28 protein-coding genes are annotated in these 25,570 nt (G+C 64.7%); 20 read left to right on the plus strand and 8 right to left on the minus strand.

Going from position 1 to position 25,570, the window contains the following annotated elements; genetic code table 11:
• The first annotated feature begins 4 nt into the window (after nt 1-4).
• Nucleotides 5-394 (plus strand): CGLAU_01105 family protein, encoded by a 390-nt coding sequence (locus tag KBX13_RS08065; protein WP_145945274.1) that lies wholly within the window; start codon nt 5-7, stop codon nt 392-394.
• Nucleotides 394-699 carry a DUF2516 family protein gene (locus KBX13_RS08070; RefSeq protein WP_256472911.1) on the plus strand — a complete coding sequence of 102 codons (306 nt, stop codon included), beginning with the start codon at nt 394-396 and terminating at the stop codon, nt 697-699. The genes KBX13_RS08065 and KBX13_RS08070 overlap by 1 nt, the downstream gene beginning before the upstream one ends.
• A gap of 6 nt (nt 700-705) precedes the next feature.
• Here the strand turns inward: KBX13_RS08070 and KBX13_RS08075 are convergent, their stop codons facing one another.
• Genes KBX13_RS08075 through KBX13_RS08085 form a run of 3 tightly spaced genes read right to left on the minus strand, consistent with a single transcriptional unit; the run spans nt 706 to nt 2,727 of the window.
• Nucleotides 706-1,434, minus strand: coding sequence for a DUF2993 domain-containing protein (locus KBX13_RS08075; RefSeq protein ID WP_256021616.1), 729 nt, complete (start codon nt 1,432-1,434; stop codon nt 706-708).
• 5 nt (nt 1,435-1,439) lie between these two features.
• Nucleotides 1,440-2,258 (minus strand): class I SAM-dependent methyltransferase, encoded by an 819-nt coding sequence (locus tag KBX13_RS08080; protein ID WP_256021654.1) that lies wholly within the window; start codon nt 2,256-2,258, stop codon nt 1,440-1,442.
• Nucleotides 2,251-2,727 carry a DUF2505 domain-containing protein gene (locus tag KBX13_RS08085; protein WP_070477357.1) on the minus strand — a complete coding sequence of 159 codons (477 nt, stop codon included), beginning with the start codon at nt 2,725-2,727 and terminating at the stop codon, nt 2,251-2,253. The genes KBX13_RS08080 and KBX13_RS08085 overlap by 8 nt, the downstream gene beginning before the upstream one ends.
• A 48-nt stretch (nt 2,728-2,775) precedes the next feature.
• On the opposite strand from KBX13_RS08085, the gene KBX13_RS08090 reads away from it, so the two are divergent.
• Nucleotides 2,776-3,747 carry a UDP-N-acetylmuramate dehydrogenase gene (locus KBX13_RS08090; RefSeq protein ID WP_370687325.1) on the plus strand — a complete coding sequence of 324 codons (972 nt, stop codon included), beginning with the start codon at nt 2,776-2,778 and terminating at the stop codon, nt 3,745-3,747.
• A gap of 4 nt (nt 3,748-3,751) precedes the next feature.
• On the opposite strand, the gene KBX13_RS08095 is transcribed toward KBX13_RS08090, so the two are convergent.
• Together KBX13_RS08095 and KBX13_RS08100 are read right to left on the minus strand one after the other, a co-directional pair.
• A complete protein-coding gene (locus KBX13_RS08095) occupies nt 3,752-5,467 on the minus strand; it encodes a long-chain-fatty-acid--CoA ligase (protein ID WP_370687326.1) in 1,716 nt (571 codons plus the stop codon).
• 30 nt (nt 5,468-5,497) lie between these two features.
• Entirely contained in the window at nt 5,498-7,195 is a 1,698-nt protein-coding gene (locus KBX13_RS08100; protein ID WP_070363215.1) for a long-chain-fatty-acid--CoA ligase, read from the minus strand.
• Between the two features lie 127 nt (nt 7,196-7,322).
• On the opposite strand from KBX13_RS08100, the gene KBX13_RS08105 reads away from it, so the two are divergent.
• The 3 genes from KBX13_RS08105 to KBX13_RS08115 all read left to right on the plus strand — a co-directional run bounded on the left by KBX13_RS08105 (nt 7,323) and on the right by KBX13_RS08115 (nt 10,358).
• The gene (locus KBX13_RS08105) at nt 7,323-8,291 is read left to right on the plus strand and encodes a MinD/ParA family protein (RefSeq protein WP_070363214.1); all 969 of its coding nucleotides are present in this window, start codon (nt 7,323-7,325) and stop codon (nt 8,289-8,291) included.
• A 13-nt stretch (nt 8,292-8,304) separates the two neighbouring features.
• Entirely contained in the window at nt 8,305-9,570 is a 1,266-nt protein-coding gene (mshA, locus tag KBX13_RS08110; protein WP_252931911.1) for a D-inositol-3-phosphate glycosyltransferase, read from the plus strand.
• A gap of 443 nt (nt 9,571-10,013) precedes the next feature.
• Nucleotides 10,014-10,358: a hypothetical protein gene (locus KBX13_RS08115; RefSeq protein ID WP_145945272.1), complete on the plus strand. Its 345-nt coding sequence runs from the start codon at nt 10,014-10,016 to the stop codon at nt 10,356-10,358.
• Nucleotides 10,359-10,418: 60 nt separating this feature from the next.
• On the opposite strand, the gene KBX13_RS08120 is transcribed toward KBX13_RS08115, so the two are convergent.
• Nucleotides 10,419-11,546 (minus strand): S1 family peptidase, encoded by a 1,128-nt coding sequence (locus KBX13_RS08120; protein ID WP_252931909.1) that lies wholly within the window; start codon nt 11,544-11,546, stop codon nt 10,419-10,421.
• 50 nt (nt 11,547-11,596) lie between these two features.
• On the opposite strand from KBX13_RS08120, the gene KBX13_RS08125 reads away from it, so the two are divergent.
• From KBX13_RS08125 to KBX13_RS08135, 3 genes are read left to right on the plus strand one after another with little or no spacing between them, the layout of a single operon-like run.
• Nucleotides 11,597-12,343, plus strand: coding sequence for a phosphoglyceromutase (locus KBX13_RS08125; protein ID WP_070363602.1), 747 nt, complete (start codon nt 11,597-11,599; stop codon nt 12,341-12,343).
• A 9-nt stretch (nt 12,344-12,352) separates the two neighbouring features.
• Nucleotides 12,353-13,492: a cell wall metabolism sensor histidine kinase WalK gene (locus KBX13_RS08130; RefSeq protein ID WP_083290798.1), complete on the plus strand. Its 1,140-nt coding sequence runs from the start codon at nt 12,353-12,355 to the stop codon at nt 13,490-13,492.
• Between the two features lie 25 nt (nt 13,493-13,517).
• A complete protein-coding gene (locus KBX13_RS08135; protein WP_070363208.1) occupies nt 13,518-14,216 on the plus strand; it encodes a response regulator transcription factor in 699 nt (232 codons plus the stop codon).
• On the opposite strand, the gene KBX13_RS08140 is transcribed toward KBX13_RS08135, so the two are convergent.
• Complete coding sequence (locus KBX13_RS08140) at nt 14,198-15,073, minus strand: hypothetical protein (RefSeq protein WP_070363207.1); 876 nt, start codon at nt 15,071-15,073, stop codon at nt 14,198-14,200. The genes KBX13_RS08135 and KBX13_RS08140 overlap by 19 nt on opposite strands.
• Nucleotides 15,074-15,106: 33 nt before the next feature.
• Between KBX13_RS08140 and KBX13_RS08145 the strand changes: the two genes are divergently transcribed.
• The 7 genes from KBX13_RS08145 to KBX13_RS08175 all read left to right on the plus strand — a co-directional run bounded on the left by KBX13_RS08145 (nt 15,107) and on the right by KBX13_RS08175 (nt 20,087).
• The gene (locus KBX13_RS08145) at nt 15,107-16,063 is read left to right on the plus strand and encodes a Ppx/GppA phosphatase family protein (protein WP_256021622.1); all 957 of its coding nucleotides are present in this window, start codon (nt 15,107-15,109) and stop codon (nt 16,061-16,063) included.
• Complete coding sequence (locus tag KBX13_RS08150; protein WP_256021624.1) at nt 16,063-16,833, plus strand: hypothetical protein; 771 nt, start codon at nt 16,063-16,065, stop codon at nt 16,831-16,833. Before KBX13_RS08145 ends, KBX13_RS08150 begins: the two co-directional genes overlap by 1 nt.
• A 45-nt stretch (nt 16,834-16,878) precedes the next feature.
• Nucleotides 16,879-17,682, plus strand: a complete 804-nt coding sequence (proC, locus tag KBX13_RS08155) for a pyrroline-5-carboxylate reductase (protein WP_071573639.1) — start codon at nt 16,879-16,881, stop codon at nt 17,680-17,682.
• Between the two features lie 227 nt (nt 17,683-17,909).
• Nucleotides 17,910-18,101, plus strand: a complete 192-nt coding sequence (locus KBX13_RS08160) for a helix-turn-helix domain-containing protein (protein ID WP_070363204.1) — start codon at nt 17,910-17,912, stop codon at nt 18,099-18,101.
• Between the two features lie 127 nt (nt 18,102-18,228).
• Nucleotides 18,229-18,330 carry a 30S ribosomal protein bS22 gene (locus KBX13_RS08165; RefSeq protein ID WP_003855542.1) on the plus strand — a complete coding sequence of 34 codons (102 nt, stop codon included), beginning with the start codon at nt 18,229-18,231 and terminating at the stop codon, nt 18,328-18,330.
• A 489-nt stretch (nt 18,331-18,819) separates the two neighbouring features.
• Complete coding sequence (bioB, locus tag KBX13_RS08170) at nt 18,820-19,884, plus strand: biotin synthase BioB (RefSeq protein WP_256021627.1); 1,065 nt, start codon at nt 18,820-18,822, stop codon at nt 19,882-19,884.
• Nucleotides 19,884-20,087, plus strand: a complete 204-nt coding sequence (locus KBX13_RS08175) for a hypothetical protein (protein ID WP_256021629.1) — start codon at nt 19,884-19,886, stop codon at nt 20,085-20,087. The genes bioB and KBX13_RS08175 overlap by 1 nt, the downstream gene beginning before the upstream one ends.
• Nucleotides 20,088-20,103: 16 nt before the next feature.
• On the opposite strand, the gene KBX13_RS08180 is transcribed toward KBX13_RS08175, so the two are convergent.
• Entirely contained in the window at nt 20,104-21,126 is a 1,023-nt protein-coding gene (locus KBX13_RS08180; protein ID WP_256021630.1) for an HAD-IB family hydrolase, read from the minus strand.
• A 66-nt stretch (nt 21,127-21,192) separates the two neighbouring features.
• On the opposite strand from KBX13_RS08180, the gene KBX13_RS08185 reads away from it, so the two are divergent.
• The 4 genes from KBX13_RS08185 (at nt 21,193) to KBX13_RS08200 (ending at nt 25,562) form a co-directional block, all read left to right on the plus strand.
• The gene (locus tag KBX13_RS08185; RefSeq protein WP_070363200.1) at nt 21,193-21,429 is read left to right on the plus strand and encodes a glutaredoxin family protein; all 237 of its coding nucleotides are present in this window, start codon (nt 21,193-21,195) and stop codon (nt 21,427-21,429) included.
• A 44-nt stretch (nt 21,430-21,473) separates the two neighbouring features.
• On the plus strand, nt 21,474-22,799 hold the full coding sequence (locus KBX13_RS08190) for a glutamyl-tRNA reductase (protein ID WP_256021633.1): 1,326 nt from the start codon (nt 21,474-21,476) through the stop codon (nt 22,797-22,799).
• 5 nt (nt 22,800-22,804) lie between these two features.
• On the plus strand, nt 22,805-23,686 hold the full coding sequence (gene hemC, locus KBX13_RS08195) for a hydroxymethylbilane synthase (protein WP_070363198.1): 882 nt from the start codon (nt 22,805-22,807) through the stop codon (nt 23,684-23,686).
• A gap of 163 nt (nt 23,687-23,849) precedes the next feature.
• The gene (locus KBX13_RS08200) at nt 23,850-25,562 is read left to right on the plus strand and encodes a uroporphyrinogen-III synthase (protein ID WP_256021635.1); all 1,713 of its coding nucleotides are present in this window, start codon (nt 23,850-23,852) and stop codon (nt 25,560-25,562) included.
• Nucleotides 25,563-25,570: the final 8 nt, after the last annotated feature.

Consider the following 25,570-nt stretch of genomic DNA (forward strand, 5'->3'; position numbering starts at 1 on the left):
GATGATGTCTGAGAACAATTCTGGTTTGCGCGATATTGCGGATGCGTTGCTGGTTGCTGGGCAGTCGGTCGGAGAGGCCGTCGGCAAGCTGGGCGGCGATGTGACTGAGCAGCTGAAGCAGGCTGTGGACAACGCTCGTAGCACGTTTGACGGTGCGGGCGACGACAAGGAGCTGAAGGACGCAGTGTCCTCCTTTGCGAGCGACGCCGAGTCCATCGTGCGCAACATCGGCGACTCCGCCGAGGCCGGCGAGGCTAAGGATGCGTTCAAGCTGGTCGCTGAGGAGATCCGCGACGCGTTCGGCAACATCGACGCTGATGACGCGAAGCAGCGCATCGAGTCCGTGGTTGCGCGTGTGCAGGAGCGCGTCGCTGACCTGGGCGGCAAGAAGTAATGTCCCTCACTGCTGAGCAGCTGATCATGTCGCTGCCCGTGATGGCGAACGCGCTGCTGTTTTGGGTGCTAGCCATCGCGGGCATTGTGGCGGCGGTGATGGCGGCGTCGACGCGCCCGGACGCGTTTGAGGCGGCGGGGCGTCAGTCGAAGGGCACGTGGGTGGCCATTCTGGCCGGTTCCGCGTTTGCCTGCATGCTGTCGTTGCCGTTCGTGGCGTGGATTGGCGCGGTCGCTATCGGTGTGTACTACTTCGATGTGCGGCCGCAGATCAACAACATTTTGCGGGGGAATTACGGCTGGTAAGCAGGCCTACTGCTGGTAGGCCTGAAGTTCGGCGAAGTCCACGTTGTGGCCCTGCATGGTAACGCGGAGGCCGCCGGGGACGACGTCGAAGCCGGTGATGCGCATCGTCTGGTCGGTGTACTCGGCCACGCCGTTGGTGAGGGCCTCGGTAATCGCGGAGGAGATCTCATCCGGCAGCGTGTTGCCGAACAGCGAGGTGTCGACGGCCTGGACGGAGAACCCTCCGGCGTCGTCAATTTCGGGGTGAAGTGAAACCGCAGCGGCGCCACCGCTGAACTCGACGGTGAAGGTGCCGTCCTCGGGGGAGGTGGTCACCTCGGACACGTTGATGAGCGCGGAGAGGAAATCGCTGCCGATGTTCTGCTGCAGCTGCGTGTTCAGCATCGCGCGCACGAACTCACTCGGGACCTCGGTAGTTGCGGTCAGGGTGTCCGCGACGGACTTGCCGCTGGCGTCAACCTTGATGGAGTCCATCTCCACGGTGGAGGCCGGCTGGCCGGTGGTCTCATCGCCGTTGACCACCAGCGTGGATGGCGTGGTCACCGTGACGTGCGGGATGGTGCCGCGCAGCATACCCAGCGTCAGGGGGGAAGCGCCGAAGGAAACCTCGGTGCCCTCCGGGGCTTGGTCGCGCATCTGGCTGCCGATGTAGGCGCGTGAGCCGGCTTCGGCGGCGATGAACAGGACCAGGATGGCGGCGAGGATGCCGATCAGGACTTTCCAGACGGTTTTCATGCGCACTAGTGTAGCGACTCACCTTTGGGCGCCACAGCCGCCCAGTCGACGGTGACGGTGTTGTCGCTGAGCCGACGGCGCACCGGGGTGATCGGCCAGTTGCGGGCAAGGGCCTCGCGGGCGTGGCGCCACCGCACCCGGGGGCCGTGCGGCTCCCAGCCGGCGGCGTGTTCCCAGGCGGAGTCGGCGTCGCGAAGAAAGTCGTGGATGGGCTCGCCCGGGACGTTGCGGTGGATGAGCGCCTTCGGTAGGCGTTCGGCGAGGTCGCTGGGCGTCGAAATGTCGAATGGGTCCCAGGACAGGGTGAGCGTTTGGGGGCCGGTGGCGTCGAGAAGCACCCAGGTGCTGCGGCGGCCGAGCTCGTCACAGGTGCCCTCGATGAAGAGACCGCCGGGGGCGAGCTTGGAGGTGACGGTGCGCCACACGTCGGGGACTTCCGCGACGTCGTACTGGCGCAGCACGTTGAACGCGCGCACAAGCTGCGGTTGGTAACCGGCGAGCTCGAAGCCGCCGAGCTCGAAGCGGACGCCGTCGCGCGGCGGGAGTACCCGCTCGGGGTTGATCTCCAGGCCCACGACCTCGACGTTGGGGTTGATGCGCCGCAGCCAACCCGCCCACTCGCAGGTGGTGGTGTGGGAGGCGCCGTAGCCGACGTCGAGTGCTAGTGGGGTTCCTTCTCGCAAAAGCGAAATGACCCGCGCGTTGTGGCGGGTCCATCGATCGCAGCGCCGCAGCCGGTTGATGCCGGTCGTGCCCCGGGTGATCACCCCGTAGGGCTGCCCGCGGCCCGCCTGCGAGCGCAGATTGTGGTGGTGCTTAGAGATTGTTGGAGATCCATTCCTCGGTGAGCTTCGCCTCGTTCTCGACGATCTCCTCGAGCGCCTCAGCAACCTTCGGCTCCAGCGCAGCGCCCATGAACGGGATGTCTACCTTTGCCTCGTTGTCGTAGGCCAGGGAGGTGGTGTCGCCGTTGTCGGTCAGCGTGATCTCGCCGCCGAAGTCGACCGGGGTGCCCTTGACGTCACCGGTGAAGGTGATCGGGTCCGTGCCGGTGTTGACGGTGCGCTTCAGCTTCAGGTCCTGCGAAATCATGGCCTGCGCGGCCTCAGGCAGGATGGACTTCGGCAGGATCTCGAAGAGGACGGCAGTGGAGCCGTCGAACTCGTGGAGCTCGCCCGGTTCGGGGGAGAGCTTCTCCGCGATGAACGCCCAGTAATCCTTGCTTGCGAAGGCGTCGCGCACCTTCTGCGCAGGGTGGTTGATGGTTACGGTGATTTCACTACGTGCAGTCATAGTGAACAGACTACCGTTGATGGGGTGTCTGATACATCTTTTGCCTCAATGACAACTCTGCGCGTCGGCGGCACCCCCGCCGATGTGATCCGCTGCGACACCGCCGAGGACCTCGCGGCGACGGTCGCGCGTCTCGACGCCGCGGGCGCGCCGCTGCTCGTCGTGGGCGGCGGCTCCAACTTGGTGGTCGCCGACGGCCCGCAAGGAGTCACGGCGGTACTCGTGCGCAACGAAGGCATCGAACTTCTCGACGACACCCTGCTCCGCATCGGTGCCGGCACCGTGTGGGACGACGTGGTTGCCTACGCCGTGGAGCACGGCCTGGCCGGCATTGAGGCCCTGTCCGGCATCCCCGGCTCCGCGGGGGCCACCCCGGTGCAGAACGTGGGGGCCTACGGCGCCGAGATCGCCGACGTACTGCACCGCGTCCGCCTGTGGAACCGGGAGACCGGCGTGGACGAGTGGGTTACCCCGGAGTCGTTGGAGCTGGCATACCGCTACTCCAACCTGAAGTTCACCCACCGCGCCGTGGTCCTCGAGATCGAGCTGAAGCTGACCGAGTCGGACCTGTCGGCGCCGCTGCGCCACCTCGGCGGCAAGCGGGTCACGCTCGCGGAGGCACGCGAGTCAGTCCTGGAGACGCGCCGCACGAAGGGCATGGTGCTCGACCCTGCCGACCACGACACCTGGTCCGCGGGTTCCTTCTTTACCAACCCGGTGGTGGACGCCTCGGTCGCAGATGCGATCGGTGTTGAGGGGATGCCGCGCTACCCGCAGGAGGACGGCCGTGTGAAGCTCTCCGCCGCCTGGCTCATCGAGCGCGCCGGGTTCCCCCGCGGCTACCCCGGCGAGCACGCCCCGGCCCGCCTGTCCACCAAGCACACCCTGGCGCTCACCAACCGGGGCAACGCGAAGGCCGACGACATCGTGGCGCTCGCCCGCGACGTGCAGGCCGGCGTGGAACGCGCCTTCGGCGTCCGGCTGGTGCCGGAGCCGGTGTGGGTCGGGATGTCGATTTAGTCACCTACAAGCGGGACAGTAGCTCCTCCTGCACCTTGCGGCGCGACAGCTTGCCCAGCTGGTCCTTCGGCAGTTCCTCGAAGTGGTAGAAGGTACGCGGCACCTTGTAGCGGGTGAGGTTCTTGCGCGCGAAGTCCTTCAGGCCCTCCGGGTCGAGTGGGGCGCCGTCGCGAAGCGTGACGCAGGCGACGACGTCCTCTGAGCCGTCCTCGCGTGGGCGGCCGACGACGGCGACGTCGACAACATCGGGGTGGGTGCGCATGACGGTTTCCACCTCGGCGGGGTAGACGTTGAAGCCGCCGGTGATGATGAGCTCCTTGAGGCGGGAGACGAGCTTGATGAAGCCGTCCTCCTCCATGACGCCGAGGTCGCCGGTGCAGAACCAGCCGTCGTGGAAGGCCTGCTCGGTGGCTTCCTTGTTGTTGAGGTAGCCGGAGAAGACCTGCGGGCCGCGGGCGAGGATCTCGCCGGGCTCGCCGTAGGGCATGTCCTCGTCCAGGTTGTCGGGGTTGACGATGCGGATCTCGGTGTCTGGGAAGGGGATACCGATGTAGCCCGCGCGGCGGTCCGCGGTGCCTGGGTTGCCGATCAGGATCGGGGAGGTCTCGGTCAGGCCGTAGCCTTCGACGAGGTGTCCGCCGGTGACGCGTTCCCACGCCTCGATGGTTTCCACAGGCAGGGAGGCCGCGCCGGAAAAGCCGGTGTTGACGCCCTCGATGTTGAGGCCTTCGTTGTTGGCGGCGTCGATAATTCGCTCGAACACGGTGGGCACGCCGGGGATGAAGGTGGGCTTGAACTTCTTGATGGAGCTCATGACAAGGTCCATCTTTGGCGCCGGGAGCAGGTCCACTTCGGAGCCGATGAGCACCGTGAGCGTGAGCGAGAAGGTCAGGCCGTAGGCGTGGAAGAACGGGAGGGTGGCCAGCATGCGCTGCTGCTGCGTGGACTGCAGGTCCTTGACCCAGGCGACGCCCTGCCACGCGTTGGCGTGCAGATTCTTGTGCGTGAGCACCGCGCCCTTGGGCTCTCCAGTGGTGCCGGAGGTGTAGAGGATGAGCGCTGGGTCGTCGGGGGCGATGTCGGCCTCGGTGGCCAGATCGTCGCCCTCGCCGCCGATGGCGGAGCCGAGCAGCGTCTCCCACGGCACCGTCTTGAGTACGGTGTTGGAGCTTTGCACGGTGAGCTGCTCGCGGGCGTTGCGGATCTTCGCAATCGGGATGCGCAGCGCGAGCTGCTGCAGCTTCGGCATCGCCTTGGTCATGTCGACGGAGATGACCGTCTCCAGGTCTGTGGTGGCGCGCAGCGTTTCGAGGGTGTCGGCCGCCTTGTCCCAGGCGATGGCCACGCGGGCACCGTGGTTCTGGAACTGTGGGCGAAGCTCGTTCGCGGTGTAGAGCGGGTTGTGCTCGACGACGACGCCCCCAAGCTTCTGCACCGCGAAGAACGCGATGACGTGCTGCGGGCAGTTCGGCAGCAGGATGGCCACGCGGTCACCCTTGCGCACGCCGAAGGCCTTGAGCCCCGCGGCAGCGCGGCGGACTTCCTTGTCCAGCTCGGCATAGGTCATGGAGCGGCCGAAGAACCTGGTCGCTGGCTTGTCGGCGTTGCGTTCCAGGTTGTCGTCGTAGATGCCTGGCAGCGTGGTGAACCCGTACTCGAGCGAGTGCGCGGTCCACTCCGGGTAGTACTGCAGCCATGGCTTTGTGGTGTTTGCGTCCAAGGTCATGGCCCTACCCTACGCTACCGTAACCTATTGTGTGGACTGCAGCATGGCCACCAGTTCCTGCTGGACCGCGCGGCGTCGGATCTTGCCGGTCTGGTCCCGGTTCAAGTCCTCGAAATGGTAGAAGGTGCGCGGCACTTTGTAGCGGGTCAGGCGCTGGCGAGCGTGCTCCTTCAACCCTTCCGGGTCGAGCGGGGCGCCGTCGCGAAGTGTGACGCACGCAACGACGTCCTCGGAGCCGTCCTCGCGCGGGCGGCCGACGACGGCGACGTCCTCGACGTCTGGGTGCGTGCGCACCGCCTCCTCGACCTCGTCCGGGTAGACGTTGAATCCGCCGGTGATGATGATTTCCTTGATGCGCGCCACCAGGCGGATGAAGCCGTCGGGCTCCATGACGGCCATGTCGCCGGTTCGGAACCAGCCGTCGTGGAAGGACTTCTGGGTGGCCTCTGGGTTGTTGAGGTAGCCGGAGAACACCTGCGGGCCGCGCGCGAGCAGCTCGCCGGGTTCGCCGTCGGGCATGGTCTCGCTGGGGTTGTCCGGGTTCGCGATGCGGATCTCGGTGTTCGGGAATGGTACACCGATGTAGCCGGGGCGCCGGTTGCCGTCGAGGGGGTTGCCGCACAGGATCGGGGAGGTTTCGGTGAGCCCGTAGCCTTCGATGAGCTGCCCGCCGGTCACGCGTTCCCACAGCTCAATGGTGCTTTGCGGCAGCGTTGCGGCGCCGGAGATCGCGCTGTGGAAGGAGGAGAGGTCCACATGCTTTTCGACGGCCCACTGCGCAATCCGCTCGTACAGCAGTGGCACGCCAGGCAGGAGGGTGGGGCGAGTCTTCAAGATGGCCTGCTGGTAGAGCTTCGGCTTCGGTGCCGGGACGAGCACCATCTGGCCGGCGACGGTCAGGGGGAACCCGTAGTTCAGGGCCAGGCCGTAGATGTGGAACATTGGCAGGATGGCGAGCACCTTCTCGTTGACGGCGCCCCAGTCCTTGACCCACTGTGCGCCGGCGACCAGGACGGAGAGCACGTTGGCGTGTGTCAGCGGCACGCCCTTGGGGGTGCCGGTGGTGCCGGAGGTGTACAGGATGAACGCGGTGTCGGATTGCGCGATGGTCGGCAGGTTCGTCGGTGTGGCGGGCTTCGCCACGAGGGATTCCCACGCGATCGCCTTCGGTGCGGGCTTGTGCAGTTCCTCGCGCTGGCTGCGCACCGACCCGAGCGGCACCTGCAGGGCGAGCTGCAGGTGGCGGGGCATGGCGTCGATAAGGTTGACGGCGATGACGGTCTCGAGCGCCGTCGTTTCCTGCAGCGTGTGGAAGGTCTCGGCCTCCCGGTCGAACACGATGGCCACGCGCGCGCCGTGGTCCAGGAACTGTTTCTCCAGCTCGTAGGCGGTGTAGAGCGGGTTGTGCTCGATGGCGACGGCCCCGATGCGCAGGATCGCGGTGATGGCGATGACGTGCTGCGGGCAGTTCGGCAGTGCGATAACAACGCGGTCGCCGGGTGCCACGCCGAGGCGCTGCAGGGCGGCAGCGAGGCGGTTGACCTGCTCGTTGAGGGCTTGGTAGGTGAGTGTTTTGCCCATGAACCAGGTGGCGGTGCGGCCCGGGTGGGTGGTTGCGGCGGTATTGAACAGGCTGACGAGGGTGTCGCTGCCGACGATCGGGTTCGGGTCGGTCCATTCGGGGTAGTGTGCGAGCCAGGCTTTGGTTTCGTAGGCGCCCATGAACACTCCTTTGTTAGCTAGTCGAAAGTAGGTGAGGGAAAGTATAACCTACGGGTTGGTAGGTTTTGCTAGTTTTCCACATCAGGTACGCTCGTGAGCCATTGGGGAAACACAAGGGGGGATTCCATTGACCACATTTTTCGACGCCACCACTGACCTCACACCGCCAACCGGCCTCGACCAAAGCAACCTGGTCGATCCCGTGAAAGCACCGCCGAAACAGGGCTGGCGCAAACTTGTCCACAGCGCCAGCCGCGGCCGCATCAACCCGGGGCGCTCCCGCGCCCAAGCCGAACGCGACGAACTCATCGACGCCATCCGTGCACCCCTGCGCGGCGACTACCGGATTGCCGTCATGTCGCTGAAAGGGGGCGTCGGCAAGACAACAACAACCATTGCTCTCGGCGGCGTCTTCGCCGAAACCCGTGGCGACCGCGTCATCGCTATCGACGCCAACCCGGACCTCGGCACGCTCGCGCAACGCGCCACCGCCAACTCACCCGCCACCATCCGTGACCTCCTGCTCGCGCAGGACACCTCGCGGTACCCGCAGGTCCGGGCATTTACCAACCAGGCCAGCTCACGCCTCGAAGTCATCGGCTCCGAACGCGACCCGGCCGTTAGCGAAGCCTTCTCCGAACTTGATTACCGCAAGGCCATCGACATCCTGCAACACCACTACAACGTCATCCTCACCGACTGCGGCACCGGCCTCATGCACTCCGCCATGGCCGGCGTCCTCGACCTGGCCAACGCGCTCGTCCTGGTCACCTCGCCAGCCCTCGACGGCGCCCAGTCCGCCGCAGCTACCCTCGACTGGCTCAGCCTCCACGGCTACGACCAGCTCGCCTCCAATGCGGTCGTCGTCATTAGCGCGGGCGCGCCGGGCAAACCCACCATCGACATGGAGCGCCTTACCGAGCACTTCGCCGCCCGTACCCGCGCCGTCCACGCCATCCCATACGACCGCCACCTCGCCGAAGGTGCCGTCGTCGATATGGACCGCCTCGCACCCGACACCCTGCGCGCCTACCAGCAGCTCGCCGCGACCGTCGCAGCGGACTTTGGGTCGTGGCACCGCCACGCGGTGATGTAATACGCTGGCGGGCATGCGCGTCGCCATGATTTCAATGCACACCTCGCCCCTCGAGCAGCCCGGCATCGGGGATGCCGGGGGGATGAACGTGTACATCCTCAATATCGCCCAGCAGCTCGCGCGCCAGGGCATCGAAGTCGACGTGTTCACCCGCGCCACGCGCCCCAGCCAGCCACAAATCGCCGAGGTCGAGCCCGGCTTCCGGGTCATCCACATCGTCGCCGGCCCCTACGAAGGCCTGCCCAAAGAGGAACTGCCCACGCAGCTCGCCACGTTCGCCGGCGGCATCGTACAGTTCTGCCGAATTTACGACGCCCACTACGACATCATCCACGCCCACTACTGGCTCTCCGGCCAGGTCGGCTGGCTGCTTGCCGAACTGAGCGACGTCCCCCTCATCTACACCGGCCACACCTGGGCCGCCGTCAAAAACGCCTACGCGTCTGGCGCCGAAAGCTCCGAAAGCGAAGCCCGCCGCATCTGCGAACAACAACTCGTGGACAACGCCGACCGCCTCGTGGTCAACACCGAAGACGAAATCACCGAACTGTCCCGCCACTACGACGTCGACCCCGCCAAAATTGCCGTGGTCACCCCCGGCGCCGACACCGAGCTCTACACCCCCGGCACCAACCGCAACACCGAAATGTCACGCCGCCACCTCGGCATCCCCGTCCACGCCAAAGTGGTCGCCTTCGTCGGCCGCCTCCAAGAATTCAAAGGTCCGCAGGTGCTCATCCGGGCCATCGGCCAACTCGTTCGCGACGGCGTCGACTACCCCCTGCGCGTCCTCATCTGCGGCGGCGCCTCCGGCGGCGGGGTGAGCGTCGATACGTATCAGCGACTCGCCGAGGAGGAGGGCGTGGGCCACATCGTGCGCTTCCTCGGGCCGCGACCGCCGCAGGAACTCGTGAACGTCTACCAGGCCGCCGACATCGTCGCCGTCCCCAGCTACAACGAGTCCTTTGGCCTCGTCGCCGTTGAAGCCCAGGCCACCGGCACGCCCGTTGTCGCCGCCGCCGTCGGCGGCCTACCGATCGTCGTCGCCGACGGCGAAACCGGCACTCTCGTCCCCAGCCACGACCCCGTCGACTGGGCCAACGCCATCGGCACCCTCCTCCGCGACGACGACACCCGCATCGCCATGGGCCAAGCCGCCGTCGCCCAAGCCAGCAAGTTCAGCTGGCGCGAAAGCGCCCACGACCTCACCGGTATCTACCAGGACGCCCTCGACCACTTCGACCGCGGCCTCTGCGACCGGAAGGCCATCGGGAGCTAGTCGCGTGTTTTTGGGGGGTTGCGCACCAAATTCGATGTTTCGTTTCGTTCTAGTGCTGGCGCGTTTCCCCAGTTCACCGGCGCTGCGTGAAGGAATGTGGTGTCACCCCAGCAGACCCGAGTGCCAAAGGACGCAACCCACTTTTCGCGACCTGGGCGTTTGCCGGAATCGGCGGACAGGATTGCGTCCTTTGGCACTGGCTCCCCAATCTATGTACCAAATCCGATGTTCTCCCCTCGTTGACCGGTGCTACATTCAAATCGAAAAGGATTGGACTGTTAGTCTTTCATGGAGGAGTTACTGTGATGATGAAATTTAGATTTCTTGTACCCGGATTGGTCACAGTGGCTGTGGCGGCATCTGGGGCTACCCATAGCGCTTCTGCCGAAGTCACGGAGCCCCAAGCAGCAAGCAACGTAGCGGAGTCAAGCAAAACAGACAACGTGTTCGATTTCGCCGATACGATGGGGTATGTATTCAAACATCGCGAGCTCTCTGGAGAGATGTATGAGGCGATTGTCTGGGGAGTGACATCAGAAGAAAAAGCAGCGAAGTGTCGTGAGCTGCGGAAGTCTCCGGTCCAGCCTGCAATTGGTGAGCCAATTTGTCCATCTCAGGCATATACGTCGGCAGACGTGGCCCTAGCGAAGTATGCCTCCACGTTTGCCAAAGGGTCGCCGATTTTGGCCTTGCGGATAGCTGTCGCGGTCTTGGCCGCGCTTGGTGGTGCTGTGTACGCGGCTGGCCCTCAGCTGGCGGCTTGGGGTGTGCCGGTCCCCTGGCTGTGAGGCTGTAAAACCAAAAGGTTGTCGGACGGGGTTTGCCAAGGGATGGCTAGGGTTTGTCCATCAATTGAGTGAAGCCGTCCCAAGCGTCTCCACCGCCGCGGCCGCGCCCCACTTGCCGAGCTGCTGCGCGTGGTGGTCGACCGCACCTGAGACGTCGGCGGCGAGGCGTTGCGCCTGCTCAACGGTGCGGACCTGTCCGGCGCGCTGGGCGGCAACGTCGGCGTCGCGTTGGGCTGCGGCGACGGCCTCGTCGAAGCCCTGCTTGCCGGTCTTGCGCGGTTTCAGTTCGGGGTTGTCCTGCATGATCTGGCCCATCAACGCCCCTTGCTCCTGGTTGAGTGGGGTGAAGTCGCCGTGGGGCGCGGTGGAATCGGGGAGTGCGAAGGCTTCGTTGACTTTGCCGTCGGGGACGTTGAAGGCGTCTTCGATGATGCGGTCGGCACGCTGGGCTTTGCCGAGGGGTCCTATGCCCATGGAGCTGACGCCGAGGACGGCGCCGTCGCGGGGGTCGTAGTTGATGCCGCCGGAGTCGCCGTGTTCGTAGCGCAGGCCCCAGGAGTAGATGCTGTTGCGGGAACGCGCGAGTTGGTGGCCGCAGGTGCGGCCGGTGGTGGCGCCGTCTTTGCAGATGGGCTGGCCGAAGTTGGAGGTGTCGAAATAGTTGTAGGGCAGGTTGCGGGTGTCCTGGATGTAGCGCAGTTCGCGGGGTGCGCCGTGGGCGTGGCCGTTGGCGTCGCGGGAAAAGGACATGCGGGTGGCTGGGGTGTCGGGGGCGGCGGTGACGACGCCCCAATCCGGGGTGTTGACGGTGTCCCAGAAGAACTGTGAGGGGAGGTAGACGTCGGCGTAGTCGGTGGAGGGTTTGAGGTTGGTTGGGGTGCCGATGGGGCGGTAGCTGGCGTCGATAGGCACTTCGACGCGGTGGGTGCGCATGACGTCGGTGGGCTCGTTGTCGACACCCTCGGAGAGGTCGAAGCAGTGGCCGGCGGTGAGCATGACGAGCTGGCCGTTGATGGTGCCGCTGAAGCCTTGGGAGCAGGACGCGGCGCTGGCGTGTTCGGGGATGGAAATTGTGTGATTGCCCACTCGCATTGTGGTCGGCGGCTGCTCCGGGAGGACGCGAAATGGCGCTCCAGGTGCGAGAAGTGCGGCAGTGAGCGCGGCGGCGACGGCGTTGGTGTGGATCATGAGACCCAACCTTAAAGAAAAATCATACGATTCGTGGCATGATTGGTGCCATGACGAATGGAAAGTTGATTCTTGTCCGTCACGGACAAAGTGAATGGAACAAGTCCAACCAGTTCACCGGCTGGGTCGATGTCAATCTGACTGAGCAGGGTGAGCAGGAAGCCGTCAACGCCGGTAAGTTGATGGCAGAAAAGGGCGTGCTGCCGGACATCGTGTTCACGTCGCTGCTGCGTCGTGCGATCCGCACCGCGAACATCGCGCTGAACGCTGCGGACCGTCACTGGATCCCAGTTGTGCGTAACTGGCGCCTCAACGAGCGTCACTACGGCAAACTGCAGGGCCTGAACAAGGCAGAGATCCGTGAAAAGTACGGCGAGGACCAGTTCATGAGCTGGCGCCGTTCCTACGACACTCCGCCACCAGAAATCGACGCCGACAACGAGTACTCCCAGACCGACGACGTGCGTTACGCGTTCCTCCCAGAGGTGCCACGCACGGAGTGCCTGAAGGACGTTGTGGAGCGCTTCCTGCCGTACTACATCGACGTCATCCTGCCTGAGGTTCTCGACGGCAAGACGGTCATGCTGGCTGCGCACGGTAACTCGCTGCGCGCGCTGGTGAAGTACCTGGACAACATCTCCGACGATGACATCGCTGCCCTGAACATCCCGACCGGCATGCCGCTGGTCTACGAGATTGACAGCAAGGGCAAGGTGCTCAACCCAGGCGGGACGTACCTTGATCCGGAGGCGGCTGCGGCAGGTGCTGCTGCGGTTGCTAACCAGGGCCAGAAGTAAGTAGTCGCATTGTCCCCGCTACTGGCGTTTTTAGGGGGCGTAGTTCTCGCAGCGCTTGCTGCACCGTTGGTGCGGCGGGCGCTGCGTTGGCGTTTACGCAACCGGGTTGATGGTGGTTCGGATTCCCGCAGGGCGGCCACGATTAGTGAGGTGCTGCAGCTGGCGGTGCAGGGCTCGCCGACGGGGATTGCGGTGATGAACCAGGAGGGCAAGGTGCTGCTCTCGAACGCGAGGGCGCACGATATGTCGCTGGTGTATGACCGCACGGTGCAGCCGGAGGTGTGGGACACCGCTCAGCAGGTCTTTGAGGATCAGGAGACGCACGTCCTTGACCTTGACCTGCCGATTCGCGCGACGGGGTCCCGCATTCGGAACGTGCGCGTGGTGGTCAAACCGCTGACGCTGACGGAGAACTCCTACGTGATTGCTTACAGCACGGACGAGTCCGAGAACGTGCGGATGGAGCACGCGCGCCGCGACTTCGTGGCGAACGTCTCGCACGAGCTGAAGACGCCGGTCGGCGGGATGGCGCTACTCGCGGAGGCGCTGCTGCAGGACCCGGATGACCCGGAGATGGTGGACTACTTCGGCACGAAGGTGCTGAAGGAGGCCCACCGGATGGGCGACATGATCACGGACCTGATTTCGCTGTCGAAGCTGCAGGGTGCGGAGGCGTTGCCGGAGATGTCGCCGGTGAGCCTCGACGAGGTGATTGACGACGCCATCACCCGCAATCACGTCACCGCCGAGGGCCGCAACATCGACCTGATCCGTGGGGAACCCACCGGGATTACGGTGATGGGGGACCAGTCGCTGCTGACGTCCGCGGTGAGCAACCTGGTGTCGAACGCCATTAACTACTCGCCGGACGGCCAGCCGGTGAGTATTACGCAGCAGGTGCGTATGTCCGGGAAGCAGAAGGTGGCGCTTGTGCGCGTCACTGACCGGGGGATCGGAATTGCGCTGGAGGATCAGAAGCGCGTGTTTGAGCGTTTTTACCGCGTCGATAAGGCGAGGTCTCGCTCGACTGGGGGGACTGGCTTGGGTTTGGCCATCGTGAAGCACGTGGCGCAAAACCACGGGGGTACTATCAGAGTGTGGTCGCGCCCGGGGACCGGGTCGACTTTCACGCTCGAGTTGCCGATGTAGCTTTTGCAGGAGGGTTTCCCTAACCGTGTCTACGAAGATCCTGATCGTTGAAGATGAAGAGTCCCTGGCGGATCCGCTGTCGTATCTGCTGGAAAAGGAGGGCTTTTCCACGGTGTGGGCGGCCGACGGCCCGGCGGCGCTCGAGGCGTTCGAGGCCAACGAGGTCGATCTTGTCCTGTTGGACCTGATGCTGCCGGGCATGAGCGGCACGGATGTGTGCCGGAAGCTGCGCGCGAGTTCGTCGGTGCCGATCATTATGGTCACGGCGCGTGACTCGGAGATCGATAAGGTGGTGGGCCTCGAGCTCGGCGCGGATGACTACGTGACCAAGCCGTACTCGACTCGCGAGCTCATTGCGCGCATCCGGGCGGTGCTGCGCCGCGGCGGGGAGTCGGCGGCGGAGGAAAAGGACGAGCCGAGCCGCGACGTACTCATCGGCGGCCGCGTCACCATGGACGTCGAGCGCCACAGCGTGCTTGTCGACGGCCAACCAGTCCGCATGCCGCTCAAGGAGTTCGACCTGCTGGAGTACCTGATGCGCAACGCCGGCCGGGTGCTTACGCGTTCCCAGCTCATCGACATGATCTGGGGTGCGGACTACGTCGGCGACACCAAGACCCTGGACGTGCACGTCAAACGGCTGCGTTCGAAGATTGAGGAGGAGCCGTCGAAGCCGAAGCAGCTGGTGACGGTGCGCGGCCTGGGCTACAAGTTCGAGGCCTGATCGCTGGCCGGGTGCGTGGTCTTCGCCTCACGCGGGAGTTTCGCGCGGGCGGCGCAGTGCGCGGCGAGGACCTCGTAGGGTTTCTCGCCGATGAGCTGCTGTAGCTCCTGCTTCATCGACTGCCACACGGGTGTACCGCCGGTGTGGCAGGCGGGCGCGTCGGTGCACCACCAGTCGAAGTCTTCGCCGCCGCCACCCCACTGGCGACGGTCGTACTCGCCGATGGTGGTGCGCAGGATCTCTTGGCCGTCGGCGCGTTCCTCCCAGGAGTCCTCCCGGGAAAACGGGACCTGCCAGCACACTTCCGGTTTGGATCCGATGATGTTGCGGCCCTCCGCCATCGCCCACTGGTGCAGGGAGCACCCCGGGCCGGTCTCAGCGCCGTTGCGGTTGGCGAAGATGCAGGCGCCATCCACCACGCGCGTCTTGATGTGTGGGCCGTCGTCCTCTTCTTCGGTGTCGTCCCATTCCAGCCAGGGCTCGAGGATGGTGGGGTCGGCGGCCGCGATGTAGGAGTCGACGTCGCGGGGGCGCAGCTGCCAGTACTTCGCAGGCATCTCGGCGACCGCATTATAGAGGTCGTCGCGGTCCGTTTCGTCGGAGAGGTAGGCGCCGTGGATGCAGCAGCCGACAACGGAGAAGTCCTCATCAATCCCGTGACACTGCGGCGTGCCAAACCGGCATGACCAGGTGGATTCCACCCACGTCAGGTCGATGCTGAAGTAGTGCAGCGGGTCCTCCGGGTGCATGAACACGAACCATTCGCGGGGGAAGTCGGTGGGCACTTCGCGTCCCGCGAGAATAGAGCGGCCGGCGGGGGATTCGGCGGGGAATCCGAGAAAAACTGGTTGATTCACACCAACACACCGTAGACGCACTACGCTGAGGGTGTGCGATTAGGTGTATTAGACGTAGGCAGTAATACGGTGCATCTCGTGGGGGTAGATGCCCGCAGCGGTGGCCGCCCCACCCCGATGAGTGACTGGAAGCAGCCGCTCCGGCTCGTCGAACTCCTCGACGACGAGGGCAGTATTGAGCCTCGGGGCGTCGACAAGCTTGTCGACGCCGTGGGGGAAGCCGCAGGTCTAAGCAGCAAGCTGAAGTGCGAGGAGTTCCTCGCCTTTGCGACGTCCGCCGTGCGCTCGGCGACGAACTCCGAGGATGTGCTGAAGAAGGTTGAGAAGAAAACCGGCGTGCGCCTCGAAGTCCTCTCCGGCGAGGAGGAGGCGCGGCTGACGTTCCTCGCGGTGCGCCGCTGGTACGGGTGGTCCGCCGGGCGCATCACCAACCTGGACATCGGCGGCGGCTCCCTGGAGATGTCCACCGGCACCGAAGAAAGCCCCGACCTGGCCGTGTCCCTCGACCTGGGCGCCGGGCGGCTCACCCACGAGTGGTTCGAATCCGACCCGCCGGAGCGCAAAAAGATCAACCTTTTGCGCGACTACATCGACGCTGAACTCGCCGGGCCCGCCCGGGAGTTCCACGCGCTGGGGGAGGCGGGGCTGGCCGTCGGCACCTCGAAGACGTTCCGCTCCCTCGCCCGGCTAACCGGCGCTGCACCCTCCTCAGCTGGGCCTTTCGTGAAGCGAACCCTCACCGCGCCGGGCCTGCGCCAGCTCATCGCATTCATCTCCCGCATGACCGCAGCCGACCGTGCGGAGCTCGAAGGCATCAGCGCCGACCGCTCACACCAGATCGTTGCGGGTGCCCTAGTTGCAGAGGCTGCCATGCGAGCGCTTAAGCTTGATAAGTTAGAGATCTGTCCATGGGCGCTACGAGAAGGCGTGATCCTCCGTTGGATCGACCAAGGGCATGACTTAGGAGATGACGAAGGAGACAACGACTGATGTCTGAGGACAAGCAGCTGACGGTTGCGGAGCTCCTCGCCCGGGCCCAGAAAACCAACCCGGACGTGGGTAAGCGTCCCCGTCGACGCCGCAGCTTGGAGGAAGGCGGCGTCTCGGTCGCGGAGCTGACCGGCTCCTTCAAGGCTGTCGACGCCCGCCCGGCCGAAGCGAAGCACTCCAGCGTGCCACTCGACGCACCAGCCGAACCCGCACCGGCGAAGCCTGAGCCTGCTGCAGAGAAGCCTGCTGCCGAGAAACCTGCGGCTGCAAAGCCTGCGGCCGAGAAGCCGGTTGACCCGCCCGCGCCTGCGCCTGCCGCGCAGAAGGCCAGCCCTTCCGAGGACGAAACGACGCAGATCCGCGTCGTGGAGGACACCAAGGAGCCAGCGCAGCGCACCAAGGCTGAGCCTGCTGAGAAACCCGCCGAGGAAGACAGCCTCGACCTCTTCGACGACGACCATGTAGAGGATGTGGACGTCGAAAAGGCTGAAGCCGCCGAGGTCGCCGAAATCGATGACGACGGCGCCGTCAACCCCATCATGCTGGTGCTCTTCGTGTTCATCGGCGTAGTCCTGGGCGTGCTCGGGTTCATGCTGTTCAGCTGGATCTGGGCGAACCTGGCAACCGCACTCGCAGCCATCCTGGGCGCCGCCGCTGTTGCGGGCGTCGTCTTCGGCGTGCGCGCGATGCACACTGGCCGCGATGGTCTGACCATGACGCTCGCGGGCGTCGCCGCCCTGGTCATGGCGTTCGGTCCGGCCCTGCTCTAAGGGCGTTTTCCACCACAGTGCCCCCGTGGCGCTAGTGTGTGGTGCATGGAAAAAATCGCAATCATTGGCGTTGGCAATATCGGCGAGGCCCTGCTGCAGGGGCTGATCGCCTCAAAGGTCGAACCGCACCACATCATTGCCACCTGCCGCTCCGAAGAGCGCGTGGCGGCGCTCGCCGAGCGCTACGCCATCCAGGCCACGACGGACAACGTCGAGGCCGCCGCCGACGCCGACGTTGTCTTCCTGTGCGTCAAACCCAACCAGATCATTGACGTGATCGGGGAGATCGCGGAGACCGTCGCGAGCAACTCGGTGCCCACCGTGCTCGTCTCGATGGCAGCCGGCGTTGACATCGCCGACATGGAAGAGGCCATCTCGTCCGCGGGCACCCCGATCATGCGCGTGATGCCGAACACCCCGATGCTCGTGGGCAAAGGTGTGCTCGCCGTCTCCGCCGGCCGCTACGTGGAAGACGAGCAGCGGGAGGCCGTCGAAAAGCTCTTGACGTCCGCGGGCCGCGTCGTCGCCGTCCCCGAAAAGGCAATGCACGCCGTCACCGCGCTCTCGGGGTCGGGGCCCGCCTACTACTTCCTGCTCACCGAAGCACTTATCGACGCCGGCGTTGCCCTCGGACTGCCCCGGGACCTCGCCACGGAATTGGCCACCCAAACCTGCGCCGGCGCCGGAGCGCTCCTGGACCAGCACCCCGACCCGGTTGGCCTGCGCGCTGCCGTCTCCTCGCCGGGCGGCACCACTGTTGCCGCGATCCGCGAACTCGAGGAGTCCGGCCTACGCGCAGCGATCTACCGCGCCACCGACGCCTGCGCGACGCGCTCCGAAGCCTACTGAGCCTACTGAGTCGATTGCGCCGGTTGCGCCGGTTGCGCCGGTTGTGCCACAGCAGTCACCGCTTTCACACCAGATACGGGGTGTTTCTCCAGGCACTTTGAAAAATTATCGGCACATGAGTCGCATTAGGCCCAGTGTTCACGATAAGGTTGTTTGAAGCACGTGCGTGTTTCGTCCTGCAGGAGGGGAAGCCTGCAGCGCGACCGTGCTGAAGGGTTTATGAATTAATGGCAAATGAAGATAAAGGCAAGTTCTTAACCGTCGCTGAAGTCGCCGAAATTATGCGCGTCTCCAAGATGACGGTCTACCGCTTGTTGCACTCGGGTGAGCTGCCGGCAGTACGCGTCGGCCGCTCCTTCCGCGTCAACGAAACGGCGGTCAGTGAGTACCTTGAATCCTCCGTGTACGACGTCGGATAAATAGCACTCACCTTGCCCGAACCTTTTTGAGTGCCAAACACCTTGGTTGTATGCTTACACCCATTGCGTGCACCCCGGGTGGATGCCGGCACGTCAAGAACGTACTACGAAGAAACGAGGAAACCTTATGGGTTCAGTGATTAAGAAGCGCCGCAAGCGTATGTCCAAGAAGAAGCACCGCAAGATGCTTCGTCGCACGCGTGTTCAGCGTCGTAAGCTTGGCAAGTAAGCTTTTGCAGCGCCCGCACCACATGGTTGGAGCGGGCGTTTTTTCATGCGTGTGGCTCGCGCTCCATACCGGTGAGCGAGCGAATTAGCCTGGGGAAATGCGGTTGTGGGCGTGGCTAAAACCCAAATGGTAGTAACAGGATTGTAGTAATCCCCGTTTTGGGGGCCCCCTTTTCGAGGATTACTACATTCCTGTTACTACACTTTGCAGGTCAGGCGGGTGTTCGGGCGGGTGGAGTACCCCGAAATTGCGAAAAGTTCCTCGGATTTCTGTGATCGCGGGAACTTTCTTTGTGGACAGTCGTCGCGACCTGCAGAAACGTAACCGTTGGTCGACCGGAACCGGCCCAAACCGCAAAATGGTTCCCGGGCACGGGAACTTTTTGGTGTGGGTGGAGGTTGGGGCACGAAACACCTGAACGGTGTTCAATTGCGGTCTACACTGATGCGTACTTACAACACGTCCCCGCACTGAACGGAGCGCATTACCATGACCGACATCCTCGATATCGCACGCGAAAAAGCCCTTGAGCGCGGCGAAGGCCTGAACAAGGAAGAGCTCGTGCAGATCCTCACCATCGAGGACGAGCGCCTGCCGGAACTGCTCGACCTCGCGCATCAGGTCCGCATCAAGCACTGTGGCGTCGACGTCTCCCTGGAGGGCATCATCTCCTTAAAGACCGGCGGCTGCCCCGAGGACTGCCACTTCTGCTCCCAGTCCGGACTGTTCGAGTCCCCGGTCCGTGCCGTCACCCTGAATATCGACGAGCTCGTGGAGGCCGCGAAGCAGTCCGAGAAAATGGGCGCCTCCGAGTTTTGTATTGTCGCCGCCGTGAAAGGCCCGACGCAGGACCTGCTGGACCAGGTCGCGGCGGCGGTGACTGCCATTCGGGAGGAGGTGGACATCTCTATTTCTGCCTCGCTTGGCATTCTGACCCGTGAACAGGCGCGCCAACTCGCGCAGATGGGCGTGTCCCGCTATAACCACAACTTCGAAACCGCCGAGTCCTTCTTCCCGAACGTGGTCACCACCCACACCTGGCAGGAGCGCAAGGACACTCTCGAGCACGTGCTCGCTGAGGGGATGGAGACCTGCTGCGGCGGCATCATCGGTCTGGGGGAGACGATCGAGCAGCGTGCCGAATTCGCCACCCAGCTCGCTGAGATCCAGCCTCACGAGGTGCCTATGAACTTCCTCGACCCACGTCCCGGCACCCCGTTCGCCGACCGGCCACTCGTCCCGCAGGGGGAGGCGCTTCGTGCCGTTGCGGCGTTCCGCCTGGCCATGCCCACAACCCAGCTCCGTTTTGCCGGTGGCACGGAGCTCGCGCTTGGCGACGACGGCACCGAAGCCGGCCTGATGGGCGGCGCGAACGCCATCATCGGCGGTAATTACCTGACCACGTTTGGCCGTCCGATAGAGGAGGACCGCGACGCCGTGGACCGCGTCCTCGACGGGAGCTCCCGGCCGCGCATCAACCTGGGCATTACACCCGTCGGCCAGAAGGTGAACTCCGGCCACGGCATCCTCTACGACACGATCAAGTCACTCTGATGCGCATTCCAGACAACACCGAGCTCGCGGATGCCATCCTCTCCGGCGATATTGCCTGGCCCCTCGACCCAGCCCGCCCCTACGACGCGCCACGCATCTGCCCGCTGTGTCAGCGGCGGATGGTGGTGAAGATTTCGCCGATGGCGTGGTCGGCGGCGTGTTCCCGCCACGGATTGCTGCGTTCGGAGTGGCTTGAGCGATGATGCCCGCACCTAAACGCTAACGCCGACGCAGCGCCATCACACCAGCAGCGACACCGGCAGCGAGCGTGCCACCCGCCAGAGCGCCGAGGGCCGGGAGCATGTAGCGGCGCAGCGAGCGGTAGTCCTCGATGGTCCAGCCTTGGCCGGTCGCGTACCGGCGTAGCGCGCGGTCCGGGTTGATAGCGACCGGGTTGCCGACCATGGACAGCATCGGCAGGTCGTTGATGCTGTCGGAGTAGGCGGTGCACTTTTCCAGGTCGAGCTTCTGGATGGCCGCCAGTGCGGCGACGGCGTGTTGCTTGCCGGGGCCGTGGAGGATGTCGCCGACGAGGCGGCCGGTGAACTTGCCGTCTTCCTCTTCGGCGACGGTGCCGAGGGCACCGGTGAAGCCGAGGCGTTCCGCGAGCGCCTGGCCGATTTGGACCGGGGTGGCGGAGACCAGCCAGACTTGTTGGCCTTGGGCGATGTGGCGGGACGCGGCGTCGATAGTTGATTGGTAGGTCTTGTCGAGCATTTGGCGGTCGACGATTTCGGCGCAGAGCTCTTTGAGCTGCTCGACGTTCTTGCCTTTGACTACTTGGAGGGCCTGCTCGCGGCCTTTGGCGATGTCTTTGGCGCTTTCGGAGCCGGAGACGCGGTAGCGGATTTGCTTGGTCAGCGCGGGGAGGAGCTCGCGAAGGGTGATGAAGCGCTGCTTGGCCAAGCCTTTGGCCAGCAGGATGAGCGAGGAGCCCTGGATGAGGGTGTTGTCGATGTCGAAGAACGCGGCCGCCTCGGTGTCTTGGGGGACGTCGGGGTCGGGCTGGGTGATTTTCTCCCGGCCGGCGGTTTTGAAGGCGCCTCCGACGGAGTCGACGCCGGTGGCGAATTCTTCGATGCTGATGCCGAAGGTTTCTTCGATGGCGGCGGCTGCGGCGGCGTTACCAGCGGTGCGTTGGGATTCGGCGTCGAGAGGTGGGAGGGCAACTTCTTCGAGGAAGCGGCGAAGGTTGCCTTGGGTGAGTGACCATTGGGCCAGGAGTTCTTTGTGGTCGGACATTGCCAGCGAGCCTTTCACCGTGTGGCAGACGTGATAGTTTGTATCGTAAACAAGATTGGCGGAGAGATGAAACAGGTTGAACTGATGGTGCGCGCGACCTGCGGGTCGTGCGAGCGGGTGGCTGCGCAGATCGCCCCGGTGGTCGAGCAGTGCGGCGCGCAGCTCACGCTTGTAGATGTCGACGCCTCTCCGTCGCTCAACGCCGAGTTCGGGGATCGTGTCCCGGTTGTAGTGATTGATGGGGACGAGTTCGCGTGTTGGGAAGTGGATAACGCAGACCTGGCCGAGGCGCTGTCAGAGTGACGCGCTATCCTTTGGTTTGATTCACGGCTGACTGGAGGGATTGAGTGAGTGTTCTCGTTGTAGGGATGTCGCACCGCTCGGCGCCCGTTGCGTTGTTGGAACGCTTGAGTATGGATGATGCGGTGCAGCATTCGGCGGCGTCGGCGCTGGTGGAGCGCCCGTCGTTGTCTGAGGCGATGATCATTTCGACGTGTAACCGGCTGGAGGTGTACACGGTTGCCAACGCGTTCCATGCGGGTGTGCAGGATGTGTTGGCGGTCCTGGCGGAGGTCTCCGGGGTGAGTGAGGCGGAGCTGCGCGGCTACCTGTACGTGCGGTATTCGGACGCGGCTGCGGAGCACTTGTTGACGGTCGCCTCCGGCCTGGATTCCATGGTGGTGGGGGAGCAGCAGATCATCGGGCAGGTGCGTACCGCGTATACGCACGCGGCGGAGCAGGGCACGGTGGGCCCGGCGTTGCATTCGCTGGCGCAGTCGGCGTTGCATACGGGCAAGCGTGTGCACACGGAGACGTCGATTGATGATGCCGGCGGCTCGATGGTGACCTTCGCGCTGGATACGGCGATGGAGACGATGGGGGTGGACACGCTGGAGGGCCAGACTGCGCTGGTGTTGGGGGCTGGTGCGATGAGCTCGTTGGCGGCGACGCATTTGGGCAAGAGGGGCGTCGATAAGTTGATTATTGCGAACCGCACTCGCTCGCGCGCGGAGCGGTTGGCGGAGCACGCCCGGGAGGCCGGGGTGGCTGCGGAGGTCGTGGACTTTAATGCGCGCGCGGGGGCGTTGGGGCGTGTGGATATTACGGTGTCGGCGACGGCGTCGGATGGGTTCACCATTTCGGGCGAGGACATCTCGGGGCCGACGATGCTGATTGACTTGTCGCTGCCGCGCGATATTGACAATTCGGTGCTGGAGCACGAGGGCGTGCACCTGATCAACATTGAGTACCTGCACGAGCAGCTGCACCACGCGGATTCGGAGGACTCGAAGGCGCTGCAGGCCGCAGAGGCGATCGTGGCCGAGGAAGTGCAGGCCTTTAGCTCCGAGCAGCGGATGCGCGAGGTGGCGCCGGCGGTGGCGCAGCTGCGCCGGATTGGTGCGGAGATCTCGGAGGAGGAGCTGGCGCGGCTGCGCAAGCGTCTTCCTGACCTGGGAGAAGAGGACTTCCAGCAGGTGGCGCGGTCGGTGAAGCGTGTGGTGGATAAGCTGCTGCATAAGCCGACGGTGAAGATTAAGGAGCTGGCGGCGAGCTCGGACTCGATTAGCCTGGAGACCGCCGTTGAGGAGCTGTTTGGGGTGCGCCCCGTGTCGGCTGCTACTGATATGGACCGGTTGCCGAGTCCCGACGAATTGAAGTTGAAGGAGTCGTAATTTACATGCTGAAAATTGGTACGCGGGGTTCGCACTTGGCCACGACGCAGGCGGGGCACATGCGTGATGCCCTGATCGCGCACGGTTACCCGTCTGAGCTGCACATTGTGAAAACTGCCGGGGATGTCTCCCACGCGCCGGTGGAGCGCATCGGCGTCGGTGTGTTTACGTCTGCGCTTCGCGACGCCCTCTTCGACGGCGAGGTGGACGTCGCCGTGCACTCCTTCAAGGACTTGCCGACGGCCCCAGAGCCCCGCACCTACCTGATCGTTCCGGAGCGCGAAGACCACCGCGAGGCGCTCATCGCCCGCGACGGCCTGACGCTGGACACGCTGCCGAAAGGCGCGAAGGTGGGCACCTCGGCGCCGCGCCGTGTTTCCCAGCTGCGCGCGCTGCGCCCTGACCTTGAGATCCTCCCGCTGCGAGGCAACATTGAGACGCGCATGGGCCGGGTGGAAAGCGGCGAGATGGACGCGATTGTCCTGGCGTACGCGGGCTTGGTCCGTGGTGGGTTCGCGGACCGCGCCACCCAAGTCTTCGATGCTGAGGTGTTCATGCCCGCCCCGGCGCAGGGTGCGCTGGCGGTGGAGTGCCGCGTCGATGACACCGCGCTGCGCGAGGGCCTGGACAAGCTGCTGCACGCGGATTCCTTTGCGTGCGCGGCGGCGGAGCGCCAGGTGCTGGCGACTTTGGAGGCAGGCTGCACGGCCCCGGTTGCGGCGCACGCGACCATCGCTGACGGCACCATTACCTTGCGGGCGGGGGTGTTCGCCCTGGATGGCTCCAAGCAGCTGATTGAGGAAGCTTCTGGTAAGGACGCCCGTGAGCTGGGAACACAGCTTGCACAGACGCTGATTGGGCGCGGGGCGGCAGAAATTATGCAGTAAGTTTTCAGACTGGTTTTGAAACAGGTTTTGAAACACGGCGTATGCAAATTAAGGTGTAACTACCATACGTCCAATCGTCTCGGTGTATAGGGGTCCCTTTGGGGCTCGCTGTACGCCGGGACACTTCTTTACGCCTTATACAAGACCAGAAAAGACCATTTTGATGACACTGCCCTCAATCACGCCCCAGCCGGGGAAGGTGATCTTCGTCGGTGCCGGACCTGGCAATCCCGATTTGCTGACGATCCGCGCTCGCCAGGTGATGGAACGCAATTCTATCGCGTTGGTGGAACCGGATGTTCTTGAGGGTGTCCGAAATGTTCTTGCCGCAGCGTGCGCGGTGCCGCAGGAGAAGATCGACGCTGCTGAGGCGCAGTACGAGGCGATGTGTGCGGAGGCGAAGGCCTCGGGGGCGCGGCGCCGCCCGTCGAAGCCTGCGGACCCAACCGCGGCTGAGGTTGAAGAGGTGCCGCTTGGCACGGACGATATTGTTGCGCGGTTGCGCTCGGCGCTGCAGGCGGCGGCCGAGGTGATCCGCAAGGGGGATGACGGTGACGGGGATGTGATCCGTCTGGTCAGCGGGAACCCGCTGACGCGCGATGCCGTGCGGGAGGAGATCGCCGCGGTGGCGGCCGCCGGCCTGGAGTTCCAGATTGTGCCGGGGATGTCGCTGCCGTCGACGGTGCCGTCCTTTGCGGGTATCGCGCTTGGTTCAACGTATACGGAAGCAGATCTGGCGAACGGGCCGGTGGACTGGGACCAGTTGTCGCAGGCGCCGCAGCCGTTGGTGTTGCAGGCGGTGCGCGAGCAGCTGCCGGAGATGGCGTCGCAGTTGATGCAGCGCGGGTTCCCGGGTGAGCTGGCGTGCAGCGTCACGGCCAACGGAACGACGCGGCTGCAGCGCACGGTCGATGCGACCCTGGAGACCCTGGCAACCATGGACTCGGTGACGGCGGATCTGCCTGGTTCTTTGGTGGTGACGCTCGGTACTGTGAATGATGATCGATCGAAGTTTTCGTGGTGGGAAAACCGTCCTTTGTACGGGTGGCGCGTGCTGGTGCCGCGTGCGAAGGAGCAGGCGGAGGCGATGAGCAGCCGCCTGGCGTCGTACGGGGCGATCCCGCAGTCGGTGCCGACGATTTCCCTGGAGCCACCGCGTAACCCGGCGCAGATGGACCGCGCGATTAAGGGCATCGTGGAGGGTCGCTACCAGTGGGTGGTGTTCACCTCGACGAACGCTGTGCACGCGGTGTGGAAGAAGTTCGAGCAGCTTGGCTTGGACGCCCGCGCCTTCGCGGGTGTGCACCTGGCGGCGGTCGGCCGCAAGACGGCTGAGGCGCTGCGTGCGCTGGGGATGAGCCCGGAGCTGTTGCCGCACCGCACGAAACAGAACGCTGCTGGACTGGTGGAGGTGTTCCCCGAGTACGTCGAGGACATCGACCCGGTTTCGCGGGTGCTGCTGCCGCGGGCGGACATCGGAACGAACGTGCTGGTGGATGGTCTGATTGAGAAGGGCTGGGACGTCGAGGACGTCGTGGCCTACCGCACGGTGCGCGCGGCCCCGCCAGCTCCTGAGGTGCGCGACATGATCAAGACCGGCGGGTTTGACGCAGTCTGCTTCACGTCCGGCTCGACGGTGCGCAACCTCGTCGGCATCGCCGGCAAGCCGCATCAGCGCACGATCATCGCGTGCATCGGCCCGATGGCCGCTGAGGCAGCGCGCGAGCAGGGGCTGCGTGTCGACGTCGTACCAGAGGTCGCGGACGTACCGTCCCTGGTGGACGCGCTTGCCGAGCACGTCGCTGCCCTGCGGGCAGCTGGGGAGCTGCCGCCGCCGCGGAAGAAGCGGAGGGCGCGTCGGAAACCGGCGTTATGATGTAGCAC

Source organism: Corynebacterium sp. CCUG 51687, assembly GCF_024453995.1.
In the GTDB taxonomy this organism is placed as follows: Bacteria; Actinomycetota; Actinomycetes; order Mycobacteriales; family Mycobacteriaceae; genus Corynebacterium; species Corynebacterium pseudogenitalium.